Below are 16,190 nucleotides of genomic sequence, written 5' to 3'. Positions count from 1 at the left end.
GACGCGTTGCTGCACGCGCACGCCACGATGTTCGAAGTCTACAAATAGGCGATCGGCGCGGCGGGTCGATCCGCAGCAGTCACGGCTTCTCCGGCGCGGCGTCGCGGGCGTGGTTCTGCAGATAGGATCGCAGCAGCCCGATCTCGTCGGCGTCGAGCGCGGTGAAGCGCTTCATCGCGTTGATGTGGCCGATCCACTGATTGGCGGTGGCGACGGTGGGCTCCCGCAGCGCGTGGCACATCGTGCAATTGTCGTCGTTGATCCGGGCGCCGATCTGCCACAGCGGATCGCGCGACGGCGCAAAGCCGCCGGCGGCGACCCACAGCACCAGTCGGGCGCGGGTCCAGAGCTGGTCGGTGTCGGCATCGGTGACGGTTTCGAGCGGGGTTAGTTTCGCCACCGCCGCCTCGTTCAGCGTCGCCACCAGCACCCGCTGGCCCTGGCGCTGATACAGGATCTCCGGCGAGCCGTCGCGCTGCCAGCCCTGCAATTCGACCTCGAGCGCATCGCCGTCGCTGCGGATCACGCTCACCGCCGCGGCCGGGGCGATCTCGCCGTCGGGCTCGCTCGTCGCGCGCGCCAGCCGGAACGGCGTCCGGGCGATGGCGTAGAGCGTGGCGCCGGCCGCCGGCGTGAGTGCCTTGGCCTCCGCGGCGAGCTGCGCGAATGCGGCGCGATGCCGCGCGGTGATGTCGGGCAGTTTGTGGGCGATGCCCTTGTGGCAGTCGATGCAGGTCTTGCCGGCCTTCATCGCCGCGGTCATCGCGCTCGCCGCCTTGGCGCTCTGCTTGTGGAAGTCCATCGCCTCGAAGGAGTGGCAGTTGCGGCATTCGCGGCTGTCGTTGGCGCGCATCCGGTCCCATTCGTGGCGCGCCAGCTCGTGGCGCCTGGCTTCGAACTTCTCCTTGGTGTCGATGCTGCCGATCGCCCAGTGATAGAGCTCCTTGGTCGCCGTCACCTTGCGCGTCACCTTGTGCAGCCAGTCGCGCGGCACGTGGCAGTCCGAGCAGATCGCCCGCACGCCGGTGCGGTTCTGGTAGTGCACCGTCTTCTTGTATTCCTGATAGACGTTGTCGCGCATCTCGTGACACGACACGCAGAAGCCCAGCGTGTTGGTGGCTTCCATCGCGGTGTTGAAGCCGCCCCACGCGATCACGCCGGCAATCGCCGCCAGCACCGCGACCGGCACCAGCGCCCATGGTGATCGCATCCAGCGGAAGTTCATCAGTCCATTCCTCGACGCCGGCGGCTGCTGTCGCTCGGGCTTGAAGCGTGCAGCAGCACGGCCGCCGGCAAGGAGCGGGACGGCATCGCTGCCGCCCGCTCCTTCGAAGGTGCGCGCGCGCTGATCGCGATCGCGCCGTCGCGCCGGCTCAGTCGAACGGCTTCGGCGGCGTGGTCTTGTCGGTCGACGGCGGCAGGATCGGCAGCTTGAAGTCGGGCTGGTCGCCGGTCAGGGTCTTCAGGAAGGCGACGATCTTGGTGTTCTCGGCCGGCGTGAATTTCTTGCCGAGCTGGATCCGCCCCATGGTGTCGACCGCTTCGGACAGCGTGGTCGCCGCGCCGTCATGGAAGTAGGGATAGGTCAGCTCGACATTGCGCAGCGTCGGCACCTTGAAGTTGAAGCGGTCGGCTTCCTCCTTGGTGACGGCGAAGCGCCCCTCGGCCGGATTGTCGGTCTTGTAGGGCTCGACCAGGCCCATCTTCTGGAAGGTGTTGCCGCCGACCGCGGAGCCGTTGTGGCAGGCGGTGCAGCCGGAATCCTTGAACAGCTCGTAGCCGGCGAGTTCGGTCGGCGTCAGCGCCTTCTTGTCGCCCTTCAGCCATTTGTCGAACCGCGAATTCGGCGTCACCAGCGTCTCCTCGAAGGCCGCGATCGCCCGCGTCACTTCCTCGATGTCGATCGTGCTGCTCTTGCCGAACACCGACTGGAATTCGCCGACATAGCCGGGGATCGATTTCAGCAGATCGACCGCCAGGTCATGCGTGAACGCCATCTCGCCCGGATTGGCGATCGGGCCGCCGGCCTGATCCTTCAGGGTCAGCGCCCGGCCGTCCCAGAACTGCGCGACGTTGAGGCTCGAATTCAGCACCGTCGGCGCGTTGATCGGGCCCTTCTGCCAGTTGTGGCCGATCGAGGTCTTGAGGTTGTCGGTGCCGCCCATCGACAGGTTGTGACAGGAGTTGCAGGAGATGAAGCCCGACTTCGACAGCCGCGGATCGAAGAACAGCTTCTTGCCGAGTTCGACCAGCTTGGCGTCCTTCACGACCGCCGGCTTGATCGGCGAGATCGGCTCGTCATTGGCTGCACGGGCGGGCAACGACAGCGACAGCGTGATGGCGGTTGCCATCAGCAGCATGTTGGCGAATTTCATGAGTGAACCCCCAGAGTGGCAGCGCATCGGGAGGGCGACCCACGGTCGCTCCGCGCGATGCGGAACGCCACTAGAGTAATTCTTATTCGCAGATGAGGGCTTTGATCGGAGTCAATGGCGGGGTCGCGAGACGCTCTTGCCGACCTCGTTCAAATACTTGGTACTACGTTGGTTTTGGTCGATGTCATGCGGTGACGAACAGGCCTCGGCCGAAAGTCGAATGTCATTCCGAATCGCAGAAGGCGATCCGGCGCGCGAAGCTCCGGATCGCAATGGCACGCCTGCGTGACTCAGTCTTCCAGCAGGCTGCGCAGCATCCACGCGGTCTTTTCGTGGACGTCGAGCCGCTGCGTCAAAAGATCGGCGGTCGGCTGGTCGTTGGCCTCGCCGACGATCGGAAACAGCTCGCGTGCGGTGCGCGCGGTGGCTTCCTGCGCCGACACCAGGTGCCGCACCATGTCCAGCGCCTTCGGCTGGCCTTCGACTTCGGCGATCGAGGCCAGCTTGACGAATTCCTTGTAGGTGCCGGGCGCCGGGAAGCCCAGCGCGCGGATGCGCTCGGCGATCTGATCCAGCGCGGTCCACTGCTCGGTATATTGCGTCATGAACATCGCATGCAGCGTGTTGAACATCGGGCCGGTGACGTTCCAGTGGAAATTATGCGTCATCAGATACAGCGTGTAGGAATCCGCCAGCAGCCGCGACAGCCCGTCGGCGATCTTGCCGCGATGTTTCTCGGAGATGCCGATATTGATCTGGGGGGGCTTCTTCATGTCATGTCCTCAAAGTTGCACGGTCGAGCGGCGCGGGTCGGGCGCCTCGACCACAGAGCGAATATTGTATCATGCGCCGGTTCGATGAGAGTCGCCCGAAGCGCGGATCTTGCCCGCATCGGGGTTCGACGAAAGAACGATGGCTGCGAATATTCTGGTAACTAACTACCCTGTCATTGTTTTGGATCAAATCTAAACAGCTTCCAACTTATTGATCCTATAGAACAAAATCTTTGACGCCGGCCCGTTGTCACATGCAATTAGTTCCCGGAATTAGTTGCGTTGCGATTTCGGGGGTCGAATGTTGTTGCAATTTGATGCGGCGGGCGGTCGTCGCAGGAGATCGATTTTCTGTGTTGCGCTGGGCGCCTTGGCGCTCGGGTCGATGCTGCCGGCCACCGCTGACGCCGGCGACGCGCCGTCCTGGCTGTCCACCGCCTCGGCTTCCTCGACCAGCGCTGCCGTGCGGGCCGTCAAGCCGCGCGCCGACCTGCTCGACGCGCAGGCGCAGCACGACGGCGTCGATACCGAGCACATTTTCGGCTTCAGCATGGGCTCCGATATCGGCAAGAAGGGCGAGATCGAACTCGAGATCGAGAACGTCGGCCGCTTCAACAGGCGCGCCGGCTCGTATACCGGCGTCGGCGTGCTGTCGCAGGTCAAGTTCGTGCTCACCGACAATTTTCGCGTGGCGCCCGGCGTCAGTTTCGCCTCGACCAGGGTCGGCGGCGTGCCCGACATGATCGACAACCGCCGCACAGCGCTGGCCGGCGCGTCGCTCGAATTCCGCTACAAGCTGTTCGACCGCGACGTGATGCCGTTCGGCCTGACGCTGCACGCCGCGCCTGCGTGGAACAGGTTCGACGAACTGACCGGCTTCGATGTCCAGACCTATGGCAGCGAATTCGCCGCGCTGATGGACAAGGAACTGATCCGCAACACGTTGTTCGCCACCATCAACGTCTGGTACTCCGGCGGCGCGTCGCGCGAACTCACCAACGAGTGGACGCGCGATTCGGAGTTCTCGGTGAACGGCGCCATGTCCTATAAAGTCGGCCCGGATCTGATCCTCGGCGCCGAGGCGCGCTATCTGCGGGCCTATGACGGCCTCGGGCTCGATCGCTTCGTCGGCGACGCGGTCTATCTCGGCCCGACCTTCTCGATGCATCTGGCGCACAATGTCGGCCTGTCGGGCACCTGGAGCGCGCAGGTGGCGGGCAAGGCGATCAACGACCCGCGCCGTCTCGACCTCACGAATTTCGAGCGCCACCAGGCGATGCTGCGTCTCAATTATCTGTTCTGAGGGAAGCGCCGGTCGACGCTGCGCACACACAGCGTCGACCGGCCGCCATCAGTCGATCGCCACCAGCACGTCCGAGGCCTTGATCACCGCCATGGCCGCCTGGCCCTTGGCCAGCTTCAGCTCGTCGACCGCCTCATTGGTGATCGCCGCGGTGACGACCGCGCCGCCGCCGATGTCGATGCGGACATGCGAGGTGGTCGCGCCCTTCTGAATGTCGATAATGGTGCCCTTGAGCTGGTTGCGGGCGCTGATCTTCATAGCCGAATCTCCTGGTTGCGGAATGTCCCGATCGGGGTTAGCGTTATATAGATCATCTATACGACCATCGGCGAGCCCGTCTTTATGTCAATCGAGGCCACGGTCACCCTGAAGACCAAGGACATTTCCGGCGTCGGCCGCGATCGCATCCGGCTGCTGCAGGCGGTGGCGCGCGAGGGCAGCATCACCGCCGGCGCCAAGGCGGCGGGCCTCAGCTACAAGGCGGCGTGGGACGCGCTCGACGCGATGACCAACATGTTCGGCCGCCCGCTGCTGGAGACCCGAACCGGCGGCAAGGCCGGCGGCGGCGCGGTGCTGACGCCGACCGGCCTGCGGGTGATCGAGGCGTTCGGCCGGTTGGAGGCCGAGATGGCGCGGGTATTCCGCAATATCGAGCCGGACCTCGCCGGCACCGGCATCTCCCCGCTCAATCTCGTCTCCGGATTCTTCATGAAAACCAGCGCCCGCAACGCCCTCCGCGGCACCATCACCGAGATCAATTCCGACACCCTGAGCGCCGAGGTCGCGGTCGCGGTGTCGGCCGACACCACGATCTACGCACTACTGACCAGTGAGAGCGTGCGCAGCCTGGGCCTCGTGGTCGGACGCGAGGTGATCGTGCTGATCAAGGCGCCGTTCGTGCTGATCTCGCCGGGCGCCACCGCGCCGATGGTGTCGGCGCGCAATTGCGTGCGCGGCGTGGTCCGCCGCGCCGACGTCTCCGCCGTCAATGCCGAGATCGTGCTCGACATCGGCGACGACAAGACGCTGGCCGCCTCGATCACCGCGCGCAGCGCCATCGACATGAAGCTGTCCCCCGGCGATCCGGCCTGCGCGTTGTTCGATGCCGCCCACGTCATCGTCGCCATTGATTGATCCCCATGCATCCGCGTCATTGCGAGGAGCGAAGCGACGAAGCAATCCAGGAGCACCGTGCAAGTGGCTGGATTGCTTCGTCGGCTGCGCCTCCTCGCAATGACGGATGAGAGTTCATCGTCCACACTTAGGAGACATGCTTTGAAACACGTCCTCAAACTCGCGCTGTTCGGCGCCGTCGCGGTCGGCCTGTCGGCCGGTCAGGCCTTCGCCGCGTCCACCAATGTCGCGGTCGCCGCCAACTTCACCGAGGCCGCCAAGGAAATCGCCGCGGCGTTCCAGAAGAAGACCGGCCACGAGGCGGTCCTGAGCTTCGGCTCCAGCGGCCAGTTCTTCACCCAGATCAACCAGGACGCGCCGTTCCAGGTGTTCCTGTCGGCGGACTCGGCGCGGCCGCAGAAGCTCGAGGAGAGCCCGCTCGGGGTCAAGGGCAGCCGGTTCACCTACGCGGTCGGCAAGCTGGTGCTGTGGAGCAAATCGCCCGGCGTGGTGAAGGGCGAGGAGACGCTGAAGGAGGCCAAATTCGCCAAGCTGTCGATCTGCAACCCCACCGCCGCGCCCTATGGCGCCGCCGCCGTCGAAACCATGCAGGCGCTGAAGCTGGACGCCGAGCTGAAGCCGAAGCTGGTCGAGGGCGCCAACATCACTCAGGCCTATCAGTTCGTGCAGACCGGCAACGCCGAGGTCGGTTTCGTCGCGCTGTCGCAGGTGATCAACGACAAGGACGGCTCGCGCTGGATGGTGCCGCAGACTCTGTACAAGCCGATCACCCAGGACGCGGTGCTGCTGAAGAAGGGCGAGGCCAATGTCGCGGCCAAGGCCTTCATCGACTTCCTGAAAGGCCCCGAGGCGCGCGCGATCATCGAAAAGTACGGCTACGAGCCCGGCAAGGTGAGCTGACGCTGTCATGCTGAAGCCTCTCCGTCATTGCGAGGAGCGCAGCGACGAAGCAATCCAGTTCGGTGTTTGCCGCATGGATTGCTTCGCTTCGCTCGCAATGACGGAGGACGGCCTCGTTTCCTTCAGCACCTCAGTCCTGATCACTTATGCATAATCTCCCCCCCGACATCTGGCAGCCGGTGTGGCTCACCATCGAACTCGCGGCCATCACCACGATCATCCTGCTGATCGTCGGCACGCCGATCGCGTGGTGGCTGTCGCGCTCCAGGGCGGCGTGGAAGGAGGGCGTCGCAGCCGTCGTGGCGATGCCGCTGGTGCTGCCGCCGACCGTGCTCGGCTTTTATCTCTTGGTCCTGATGGGGCCGGACGGGCCGGGCGGCGCGCTGGCGTCGCTGTGGGGCGGACGCACGCTGGCCTTCACGTTCGGCGGGCTGGTGTTCGGCTCGGTGATCTATTCGATGCCGTTCGTGGTGCAGCCGATCCGCAACGCCTTCGACGCGATCGGCGACCGGCCGCTGGAAGTCGCCGCGACGCTGCGCGCCTCGCCGCTGAAGGCGTTCTGGACGGTGGCGGTGCCGCTGGCGCGGCCGGGCTTTCTAGCCGGCGCGGTGCTCGGCTTCGCCCACACCGTCGGCGAGTTCGGCATCGTGCTGATGATCGGCGGCAACATCCCGGGCAGCACCAAGGTGCTGAGCGTGGCGATCTACGACTATGTCGAGACCTCGCAATGGCGTGAGGCCAATATCCTCGCCGGCGGCATGGCGGCGTTCGCCTTCGTGGTGATCCTCACCATGATGATGCTGGAAAAACGCACCGCGCGGATCCGCGGATGAGGGCGACCGCTCCGCGCAGTATCCGTGGCGAATTCCGCGGCCGGCTCGGCGGCTTCGCGCTCGATGCGGCGTTCAGCGTGCCGGCGACCGGCATCACCGGCCTGTTCGGTCCGAGCGGTTGCGGCAAGTCGACGGTGCTGCGCTGCCTGGCGGGGCTGCAGCGTCTGCCCGGCAGTCGTTGCGAAGTCGACGGCGACATCTGGCAGGACGACGCGATCTTCCTGAAGCCGCATCAGCGCCCGATCGGCTACGTGTTTCAGGAAGCCAGCCTGTTCCAGCATCTGTCGGTGAAAGCCAATCTACTGTACGGCGCGCCGCACGGCGACGCGCTCGCGACCGCGGGCGCGATCGGCTTCGACGAGGTGATCGACCTGCTCGGGCTGGCGCGGCTGCTCGAGCGCGCGCCGCGCAATCTGTCCGGCGGCGAGCGCCAGCGCGTCGCGATCGGCCGCGCGCTGCTGTCGCAGCCGAAACTGCTGCTGATGGACGAGCCGTTGTCGGCGCTCGACCGGCTGACCAAGGACGAAATCCTGCCGTTCCTGGAGCGTCTGCATGCGCGGCTGTCGCTGCCGGTGATCTATGTCAGCCACGACATGGCCGAGATCGAACGCCTCGCCGATCATCTGGTGCTGATGCGGGCCGGCAAGGTTCTGGCGGCCGGCCCGTTGCATGAACTGCAGAGCGATCCGGCGCTGCCGCTGGCGACAGCGCGCGACGCGGCGGTGAATTTCGACGCCATCGTGGAGGCTTACGATCCGGGCTACGGCCTGCTGACGCTGCGGATCGACGGCGGTCACCTGCTGGTGCCGTCCGCGCCGGTGGCGACCGGCGACCGCCGGCGGATCAGGATCGCCGCGGGCGATGTCAGCCTCGCGCGCGAGGCGCCGCACGGCACCTCGATCCTCAATGCGCTGCCGGCGCGGATCGTCGCCACGTCGCCGGTCGGTCCGAACGAAATTCTCGTCGTGCTCGCGCTCGGTCCGGATGGGCGGGGAGCCCGGCTGCTGGCGCGAGTGACGCGGCGGTCGTGGGATCAGTTGCGGCTCGCCGAAGGCCTCGACGTGTTCGCGCAGGTCAAGGGCGTGGCGTTGGCGCCGGAGCGCGGCGTCGCGGGCGAGGGCGCGAAGTAACCGCTCCTTGTGGTGCGATCACGCTCGCGGTCGGAACGCGGCGTGAACCGATGATTGCGGATTGGTCTGGGCCAGATGCCAAAGTCCGAACGGCGAGTTGGCGGCGCTGTCATAGATCACGCCGGTGAGGCGGGCCGCTGCGGCCTCGACATTCGCCCGCCCGATCCAGGCGCGCTGGCACTCGTCGGTCCGCGCCGCGAGCCGCGGCGTCGCGCTGCCGAGGATCGCCTCGATCGCTGCGGCGGGGTCCGGCGCCTGACCGGTGGCGGTCTGCGCCCCGAGCAGCAGCCCGGCAATGCCGGCGATCAGCGCCGCGGAGTAGTTCGCGCCGCGGCGCTCGCTGATGCCGCCTTCCCGCGCCGCGCCGATCAGTCTGGCGCCGGGCACGGCGATGCCGATCTCGTGCAGGCTGGCGTCGCCGCCGCCGATCAGCCGGCCGTGTCTGTCGATCGCGCCGACCGGCAGAAGATTCGTCGCGCCGCAGCGGCGCAGCAGGCTGGCGCAGCCGTCGCGGCCGGCGCCGGCGACGATCAGCGCGTTGTGGTCGTTGCATTGCGCGACCGCCGCGCTGAGTTCGGCGGTCGGCTGCCGCCGCCCCTCGAACAAGCCGCCGCTGATGTGGATGACGTGGGCGCCGTGATCCAGCGCCATGACGATCGCCTGCGCCAGGTCGGCTTGCGAACAGTCCGGCCGGTCGTCGCCGAAGATCGGCACGCTCAGTCCGCGGCACAGCGGCGCGACGCCTTCGACCGAGCTGCAGGGCTGGCCGAAGATCAGGCTGGCGATATGGGTGCCCTGGGCGGTGGCGTGTCCGTCGGCGCAGCGCGCCCCGGCTGCGGTGTCGAGCGGCGCCAGCCGCGCGCCGCGAAAACAATCATGCGTGCGGTCCACCGGCCCATCCAGCACCGCGATGGTGATCTGCGGATCTCCGCCACCGAACGCGAACAGAAGTTCCTGCTGGAAATCCGCTCCTGCTACCCCTACCATTTCACCCTGCCCGCCCTGACTCTGCCGCTACTCATCATGCGAGTTACTCGCATCCATGCTGCGAGTAGCTCCAACCCGCGACCAAGCGGCCATCTCTGCGTGCTCTCCGGAAATTTCGTCCGGTGGAAGAACGCATCCGCATTTTTCCTTATCGCGTTCCCCTTCGTCTTCTTATCGAGCTGTTTCCGGCGTGAAATTCACGTGATAGACGCGTGAAAAATGCTATTCTGAGTTGAATTTGGATGATCGAGAATATGACGGAGACGTCGGGGCTTTTTACTGTCAGCTTGCTGGGGCCTTTCGAACTGTCGACGCCGGGCGGTCAACGCATCGAAATCTCCAGCAAGAAGGGGACGGCCGTTATCGCCATGCTGGCGATGTCGCGTGACGGTGAGCGGACCCGCGGCTGGCTGCAGGATCGATTGTGGGGCAGTCGCGGCCATTCCGAAGCGGCGGGCAGTCTGCGCCGCGAATTGTCGAATCTGCGAAAGCTTGTGAATGGCGGCGATCTCGAGCTGCTGGTCAGCGATCGTGACCGCGTCCGCCTGCGGCTCGACCTGATCTCCGTCGACGCGCTCGATCCCAACGCCGATCCGAAAACCGCCGGCGAGTTTCTCGAAGGCTTCGATATTCCGGGCGAAGCCAGCTTCCGCGATTGGCTGCGCGAGCAACGCACGCGGCTGATGCGGGGGCCGCGCGCGCCGTCGCCGGCCGCGCCATTGCCCGGCGGGCTGCCGAGCCACATCCTCGATACCAGCCAGCCGCCGGTCGGCTTCACCGGTAATCAGGCGATCGCGGTGCTGCCGTTCACCAACGTCACCGGCGACGAGACGCTGGACTATCTCGCCGAGGGCATCAGCGAAGAACTGATCGTCGGCCTGTCGCGGATTCGCTGGCTGCCGGTGATCGCGCGCAGTTCGAGCTTCTCCTTCGCCGACACCATCGACCGCAAGGTGATCGGCCAGCGGCTCGGCGCGCATTATCTGATCGAGGGACATCTGTATCGCGCCTATGACTCGTTCGGCGTCTCCGCCAGCCTGTCGGAGGCGGCGACCGGCTATGCGATCTGGTCGCGGCGGTTCACGCTGCAATCGCCGGCGCTGCGCGACGAACTCGAGCAGTTCGTCAACGAACTGGTGGCGCAGCTCGAGACCCGGATCGAGCACGCCGAGCAGATCCGCATCCGCAACAAGCGCCAGGACGCGCTCGGCGTCAGCGATCTGATCTGGCGGGGGCGCTGGCACCTCAACCGGCTGACCCGCGCCGACTCCGAAATGGCGCAGAAGCTGTTCGCCGACGCGCTGGCGCTCGATCCGGCCTCGGCCGAGGCGCTGATCCAGACCACCTCGGCGCTCGGCTGGTCGATCTGGGCCGGACGCCAGCCGCAGGAGCAGATCCTGCGGATGCGCAAGCTGGCGCAGGAGGCCAGCCTCGCCGATCCCGACGACGGCCGCGGCTTCATGCTGGCCGGCATCGCCGAGATGTGGCTGCGCCATCCGCAGGAGGCCAGGACCCTGCTGCAGCATGCGATCGCGCTCAATCCGAGCCTCGCGCTGGCGCACGCCCAGCTCGGCGGCTGCTACAATCTCGCCGGCGAGCCGGCGAAGGCGATCGATCACCTCAAGGCGTCGCTGCGGCTGAGTTCGAACGACCCGAACATCTTCTATGCGCTGGGCGAACTGGCGATGTCGCACACCATGCTGGGCCGCTGGGCCGAGGCGGCCGAGCACGCCTCGCTGTCGCTGGCCCGCCGCCCGGCCTATTGGTACGCGCACGTGCTCAGGATCAACGCGCTGGCGCGCAGCGGCCATCTCACCGCCGCGCGCGTCGCCACCGATGAATTACTTGCTGTCAAGCCGAATTTTTCCCGGCGATATCTCGAATGGTTGCCGTTCGTCGACAGAACATGGATTGACCATTTCGTGGAAGGCCTGAAAATGGTGCCGGGCCGCGATGCGGACTGGCTGGAGCGCGACGGTCACGACAGCGACGCGCAATTTCTGCCGAACTGATTCGGCGAACCCGATTTTTGATGTGTTTGTTGAGGTGACCGATGCTCACGCTCAAGTATTATGACGCGATCAAGAAAGCCCAGTCCGACGCCGCTTCCGCCCCGCCCGCTCCGATCCTTCCGTTCGATCTCGACGACCTCGGCGCCGACACCACGCTGAAGCGCTGGACCGGCCGGGCGTTCGGCTGGCTGATGCGCGGGGCGCTGTACGTCTTCCGCGAATTTCGACCCAATCCGCAATTCGGCCGGCTGGTGATCGTCACCCGCGAGGCCGACGTCCGCGAGGTGCTGGCGCAGCCCGGCCTGTACGAGGTGCCCTACGGGCTGGAAATGACCGAGCTCGCCGGCGGCACCAATTTCGTGCTCGGCCTCGAAGGCCCCGAGCACGACCGCCAGAACGCCATCATTCGCAGCGTGCTGCGCCCGGCCGATCTCGACCGCATCAGGCAGTTGTCCGCGCACTACACGACGATCCTGATCGACGCCTCAGGCGGCCGCATCGACGTGATGAAGGATCTGATGACGCGGGTCGCCACCGAGACCTGCTGCGGTTATTTCGGCCTCGAACCGGAGGATCCGGACGCCTTCGCCGAATGGGCGATGTCGATCTCGGCGCTGCTGTTCGCCGATCCGTTCGGCAACGCCGCGACGCGGCGGCTGGCGCTGAACGGCGCCGCGCAGGTCCGCGACGTGATCGACCGCGCGATCGCCCGCGCGAAGGCCGCGCCGGAAACCGACACCGTGGTCGGGCGCCTGGTGGCGCAGGCGAGTGACGGCGTCGTCACCGAGGACGAGATCCGCGCCATTCTGGTCGGCCTCGTCACCGGCTTCATCCCGACCAACACGCTCGCCGCCGGCAAGATGCTGGAGGAGCTGCTGCGCCGGCCGAAGGAGTGGGCGGAAGCGATCGCCTGCGCCGGCCGGGACGATGCCGCCGGGCTGCAGGCGATCCTGCTCGAAGCCGGCCGGCTCAATCCGGCGCTGGCGCCGGGGCAGTGGCGCTACGCGACGGCCGACGGCGTGATCGCCCACAACACCAGCCGGCAGCGACGCGTCAAGGCCGGCTCGGTGCTGATGGTGGCGACGATGTCGGCGCTGCGCGACAAGCGCGCTTTCGTGTCGCCCGGATCGTTTCGCGCCGACCGGCCGAACGCCACCGGCCTGATGTTCGGCGACGGCGCCCATGCCTGCCTCGGCATGCATGTCGCGGCCGCGCAGATCACCGAAGTCTTTCGTGTGCTGCTGAAGCAGCCCGGTCTGCGCACGGTCGCGGGTAGTTCGGGGTCGATCGGCTGGGTCGGCCCGTTCCCGCGGCGGCTCGACATGGAGTTCGAGCCGCGCGTCGCGCCGCAGACACAGAACATGGTGGTGATCTGCGCACCGGTGCGTCCCGGCGCCGATCTCGACGCCCTGCGCGCGCAGATCACCGCGCTCGGCAATCCGGCGCGGCCGGACGTCGTGGCGGCGCTGTCGGCCACCGACATCATCCACTTCGCCTCGATGACGCTGATCGACGCCGGCACGCCGGAGCAGCCCGCGCCGCATCTGTTGCTCGAGCTCAATGTCGACGGCACGCCCGACGGCGCGATCCGCGCCGTGGTGCGTGAGGCGGAGCAATGGCTGGCGCCGATCTTCGCGCAGGCCGAGGCGACCGCCGGCGCGGCGCTCGCCGACATTCTCCGCGACAACATGCTCGACCTGCAGACCCGGCCATGGGGCGCGATCGGACTGAACTTCAACGGCACGCCGGAATTCGCCGTCGCCGATATCATCCGGCAGCGCGAGCTGGCGCAATTCGCCCAGGACGCGATCGAGGACTATCTCGAAAACCACGCCTGCCTCGGCAGCCGCGCGATGGTGGCGCTCGGCTATGTCCGCAAGCTGATCCGGCAGGACCCCGAGCTGAAGCGAACCATCGACCAGTCGCCGGATTCGCCGCGCAAGGCGCGGCTGCAGGCGCTGTTCGCGCGCGGCGCGGCGTTCACCCGATATCTGATCCGGCCGAGCCGGAGGCGGCTGGCGATCTCCGACTGGGTGCCGCGCTCCGGCACCGACTCGCTGCTGTCGCTGCTGGGCTCACCGACCTTCCGCTGGGTCGGCGCGATCGTGATCGCGCTGGTGCTGATCGCCAGCCAGGCGATCTATTTCGCGATCGAGCCGTATTCGGACGCCGCCTATATCGGCCGCATCGCGCTCGCTTTGGTCGGCGGGATTTTGCTGGTGGCGCTGATGCTCGCGGCGCTCGGCGGGCTGTTCCTGCTGGTGCTGAACTACTACGAATCCGGCGACGTCCCCGACGACAGCGATCCGGATCTCGCCAAGGTCCGCGAGATCGCCGCCAGCGAGAACCATCCCGGCTTCATTCAGAACCACATCACCGCGGTCACCGCGCTCAAGCCCGGCTGGTTCAGGAAGCTGACGCTGGCGTTGTCGCTGTGGGGCATCAAGGAGCTGGTGACGCATTGGTATCGCCCCGGCTTCGTGCTCAACATGGGCACCATCCACAAGGCGAAATGGTTCCGGCCGCCCGGCACCGACAAGCTGATCTTCCTCGCCAATTACGACGGTAGCTGGGAGAGCTATCTCGAAGACTTCGTGATGAAGGCCCATGCCGGCCAGTCGGCTGCGTGGAGCAACGGCGTCGGCTTTCCGCGCACCCGCTTCCTGATCCTCGACGGCGCCCAGGACGGCGACCGCTTCAAGCGCTGGGTCCGTCGGCAGCAGGTGCCGACGCAGTTCTGGTTCAACCGCTATCCCCGGCTCACCACCGACGAGATCCGCCGCAACGCGATGATCCACGACGGCCTGGTCCGCGCCGCGACCGACAGCGCCGCGCAGGCCTGGCTCGACTGCTTCGGCTCGATGACGCGGCCGGACTACGCGATCGAGACGCCCGAGGTGCAGGCGCTGGTGTTCCGCGCGATGGGCCAGTTGCCCTACACCGCGACCGCGCTGCTGCGGCTTCCCGCGGACCGGGCCGCCGGCAAGGCGTGGCTGCGCGCCATCATGCCGGAGGCGGGGCTGCTGCAGGATCCGTCGGCGCCGCGCCCCGCGGTCGGCGCCATCACCTTCGGCGATAGGCCGTTCACCGGCGGCGACGCTCCGCACAATGTCGCGACCTTCGTGGCGTTCTCGGCGCAGGGTCTGGCGCGGCTCGGACTGCCGGCGCGTAACGCCAATGACGGGCTGACGACGTTTCCGACCGCGTTCAACATCGGCATGTCGCAGCGCGCCAACATCCTGCGCGACACCGGCCCGTCGGGGCCGCAGCACTGGGACTGGGCCGATGCCGCGCTGGACGGCAACGACGACGTCGCCGCGGCCGACGCGGCGCTGTTCGTCTACGGCCATTCGCCCGAGGTCTGCCGCGCCGCGCTCGACCAGCACGCCGCATTGCTCGGCGGCCGCGACGCGCTGCGCTACGTGGTCGAGACCAGCCCGCCGACCGTCGACGTCGACGGCGAGCCCACGACCTCGCTCCTCTACGAACATTTCGGTTTCGTCGACGGCATCTCGCAGCCGGTGATCAAGGGCACCCAGCGTTTCGCCAAGGGCGTAGCGGACCGCGACATCGTCGAGCCCGGCGAATTCATCCTCGGCTATCGCAACAATCAGGGCTACTTCCCGCCGAGCGCCACGGTGGCGAGCCGTTCCGATCCGGCCAATCATCTGCCGATCCTGCCGGACGCGCTGCCCAGCCGGTTTCCGAATTTCCGCTCCGACACGCCGGCGAAGCCGGTGCGCGATTTCGGCCGCAACGGGACTTTTCTGGCGATCCGCCAGTTCGTGCAGGACGTCGACGGCTTCAGGGCGTTCACCGAAGCCAAGGCGCAGGAGCTGTCGAAATATCGCGACCTCGCGGCGGTGATCGGCGAGACGCCGAGCGCCGAGTGGGTGGCGGCGAAGATGATGGGGCGCTGGCGCAACGGCGTGCCGCTGGTCGACAAGCCGAATTCGACCACCTTCAACACCCGCCGCGGCAAATCGCGCAGCGACGTGCGCGATCCCTACGACCGCGACAACGACTTCGCCTACGGCCAGGACGATCCGCAGGGGCTGCATTGTCCGTTCGGTGCGCATATCCGCCGCGCCAATCCGCGCGACAGCCTGCAGCCCGACGATCCGACGCAGCAGCAACTGACCGCGCGACACCGGCTGCTGCGTCGCGGCCGCTCGTTCGAAACCGGGCAGGGCGACGGCAAGCCGGAAAAGGGCCTGCTGTTCGTCGCGGTCTGCGCCGACGTCGAGCGCCAGTTCGAACTGGTGCAGCAGAGCTGGGTGTCGTCGCCGTCGTTCCACGGCCTCAGCGACGAGCCGGACCCGATCATCTCGTCGGCGCCCGACGATCCGGCGGAGAAGCGCGTCTTCACCATCCCGACCGCCGCCGGCCCGCTGACCCTGCACGGCATCCACAGCTACGTCACGGTGAAAGGCGGCGGCTACTTCTTCATGCCGAGCCGGTCGGCGCTGCAATATCTGATCGATCTGGGGTGAGGGCGCTGCCGAGCCGGGGCGTCTCGACCCATGAGGTTGCACGGACTCAGCCCCTCATGGTGAGGAGCATCGCGCAGCGATGCGTCTCGAACCATAGAGACGGGCACAACCTCGGCCCTCATGGTGATGAGCCCGGCGTCGCGCGCCCACCTCGCGTTCGTCATTCCGGGGCGCGCAGCGAAGCTGCGCGAACCCGGAATCCAGAGGTTGTTGCGCGGAGGCAAGATGAACGGCTCGAGATTCCGGGTTC

The 16,190-nt window shown here is 66.9% G+C and carries 12 protein-coding genes; 7 read left to right on the top strand and 5 right to left on the bottom strand.

The genetic code is table 11. The annotated features are described in order from the left end of the window. Window positions 1-79: 79 nt before the first annotated feature. The 3 genes from SR870_RS16190 to SR870_RS16180 all read right to left on the bottom strand — a co-directional run bounded on the left by SR870_RS16190 (window position 80) and on the right by SR870_RS16180 (window position 3,148). A complete protein-coding gene (locus tag SR870_RS16190; RefSeq protein ID WP_322514565.1) occupies window positions 80-1,225 on the bottom strand; it encodes a NapC/NirT family cytochrome c in 1,146 nt (381 codons plus the stop codon). A gap of 148 nt (window positions 1,226-1,373) precedes the next feature. After that, the gene (locus SR870_RS16185; protein ID WP_322514564.1) at window positions 1,374-2,375 is read right to left on the bottom strand and encodes a cytochrome-c peroxidase; all 1,002 of its coding nucleotides are present in this window, start codon (window positions 2,373-2,375) and stop codon (window positions 1,374-1,376) included. Between the two features lie 290 nt (window positions 2,376-2,665). Then, complete coding sequence (locus SR870_RS16180) at window positions 2,666-3,148, bottom strand: Dps family protein (protein ID WP_322514563.1); 483 nt, start codon at window positions 3,146-3,148, stop codon at window positions 2,666-2,668. Window positions 3,149-3,533: 385 nt separating this feature from the next. On the opposite strand from SR870_RS16180, the gene SR870_RS16175 reads away from it, so the two are divergent. Beyond that, on the top strand, window positions 3,534-4,451 hold the full coding sequence (locus SR870_RS16175; protein WP_322514562.1) for a hypothetical protein: 918 nt from the start codon (window positions 3,534-3,536) through the stop codon (window positions 4,449-4,451). Between the two features lie 48 nt (window positions 4,452-4,499). Here SR870_RS16175 and SR870_RS16170 read toward each other — a convergent pair whose 3' ends face one another. Continuing rightward, on the bottom strand, window positions 4,500-4,709 hold the full coding sequence (locus tag SR870_RS16170; RefSeq protein ID WP_011439755.1) for a TOBE domain-containing protein: 210 nt from the start codon (window positions 4,707-4,709) through the stop codon (window positions 4,500-4,502). Between the two features lie 84 nt (window positions 4,710-4,793). Between SR870_RS16170 and SR870_RS16165 the strand changes: the two genes are divergently transcribed. The 4 genes from SR870_RS16165 (at window position 4,794) to modC (ending at window position 8,448) form a co-directional block, all read left to right on the top strand. Then, a complete protein-coding gene (locus tag SR870_RS16165) occupies window positions 4,794-5,585 on the top strand; it encodes a TOBE domain-containing protein (protein WP_322514561.1) in 792 nt (263 codons plus the stop codon). A 99-nt stretch (window positions 5,586-5,684) separates the two neighbouring features. After that, on the top strand, window positions 5,685-6,485 hold the full coding sequence (gene modA, locus SR870_RS16160; RefSeq protein ID WP_416221169.1) for a molybdate ABC transporter substrate-binding protein: 801 nt from the start codon (window positions 5,685-5,687) through the stop codon (window positions 6,483-6,485). 146 nt (window positions 6,486-6,631) lie between these two features. After that, window positions 6,632-7,318, top strand: a complete 687-nt coding sequence (gene modB / locus SR870_RS16155) for a molybdate ABC transporter permease subunit (protein ID WP_322514559.1) — start codon at window positions 6,632-6,634, stop codon at window positions 7,316-7,318. Next, entirely contained in the window at window positions 7,315-8,448 is a 1,134-nt protein-coding gene (modC, locus tag SR870_RS16150) for a molybdenum ABC transporter ATP-binding protein (RefSeq protein WP_322514558.1), read from the top strand. The genes modB and modC overlap by 4 nt, the downstream gene beginning before the upstream one ends. An 18-nt stretch (window positions 8,449-8,466) precedes the next feature. Here the strand turns inward: modC and SR870_RS16145 are convergent, their stop codons facing one another. Next, a complete protein-coding gene (locus tag SR870_RS16145; protein ID WP_322514557.1) occupies window positions 8,467-9,435 on the bottom strand; it encodes a S8 family serine peptidase in 969 nt (322 codons plus the stop codon). Window positions 9,436-9,689: 254 nt separating this feature from the next. Here SR870_RS16145 and SR870_RS16140 point away from each other — a divergent pair, with 254 nt between their 5' ends. Next, complete coding sequence (locus SR870_RS16140) at window positions 9,690-11,447, top strand: hypothetical protein (RefSeq protein WP_322514556.1); 1,758 nt, start codon at window positions 9,690-9,692, stop codon at window positions 11,445-11,447. Window positions 11,448-11,488: 41 nt separating this feature from the next. Next, window positions 11,489-15,940, top strand: a complete 4,452-nt coding sequence (locus SR870_RS16135; RefSeq protein WP_322514555.1) for a cytochrome P450 — start codon at window positions 11,489-11,491, stop codon at window positions 15,938-15,940. Window positions 15,941-16,190: the final 250 nt, after the last annotated feature.

It is taken from the genome of Rhodopseudomonas palustris (assembly GCF_034479375.1).
In the GTDB taxonomy this organism is placed as follows: domain Bacteria; phylum Pseudomonadota; class Alphaproteobacteria; order Rhizobiales; family Xanthobacteraceae; genus Rhodopseudomonas; species Rhodopseudomonas palustris_M.
The sequence above is the reverse complement of the archived record's forward strand: the minus strand, read 5'-3'. Positions and strand labels throughout refer to the sequence as shown.

What these genes read in the sequence shown, in the direction of transcription:
- modA (WP_416221169.1), top strand. Translation starts at nt 5,685, where the DNA reads ATGACGGATGAGAGTTCATCGTCCACACTTAGGAGACATGCTTTGAAA.
- SR870_RS16185 (WP_322514564.1), bottom strand. Translation starts at nt 2,375, where the DNA reads ATGAAATTCGCCAACATGCTGCTGATGGCAACCGCCATCACGCTGTCG.
- SR870_RS16145 (WP_322514557.1), bottom strand. Translation starts at nt 9,435, where the DNA reads ATGGTAGGGGTAGCAGGAGCGGATTTCCAGCAGGAACTTCTGTTCGCG.
- SR870_RS16180 (WP_322514563.1), bottom strand. Translation starts at nt 3,148, where the DNA reads ATGAAGAAGCCCCCCCAGATCAATATCGGCATCTCCGAGAAACATCGC.
- SR870_RS16165 (WP_322514561.1), top strand. Translation starts at nt 4,794, where the DNA reads ATGTCAATCGAGGCCACGGTCACCCTGAAGACCAAGGACATTTCCGGC.
- modC (WP_322514558.1), top strand. Translation starts at nt 7,315, where the DNA reads ATGAGGGCGACCGCTCCGCGCAGTATCCGTGGCGAATTCCGCGGCCGG.
- SR870_RS16175 (WP_322514562.1), top strand. Translation starts at nt 3,534, where the DNA reads ATGCTGCCGGCCACCGCTGACGCCGGCGACGCGCCGTCCTGGCTGTCC.
- SR870_RS16135 (WP_322514555.1), top strand. Translation starts at nt 11,489, where the DNA reads ATGCTCACGCTCAAGTATTATGACGCGATCAAGAAAGCCCAGTCCGAC.
- SR870_RS16190 (WP_322514565.1), bottom strand. Translation starts at nt 1,225, where the DNA reads ATGAACTTCCGCTGGATGCGATCACCATGGGCGCTGGTGCCGGTCGCG.
- modB (WP_322514559.1), top strand. Translation starts at nt 6,632, where the DNA reads ATGCATAATCTCCCCCCCGACATCTGGCAGCCGGTGTGGCTCACCATC.
- SR870_RS16140 (WP_322514556.1), top strand. Translation starts at nt 9,690, where the DNA reads ATGACGGAGACGTCGGGGCTTTTTACTGTCAGCTTGCTGGGGCCTTTC.
- SR870_RS16170 (WP_011439755.1), bottom strand. Translation starts at nt 4,709, where the DNA reads ATGAAGATCAGCGCCCGCAACCAGCTCAAGGGCACCATTATCGACATT.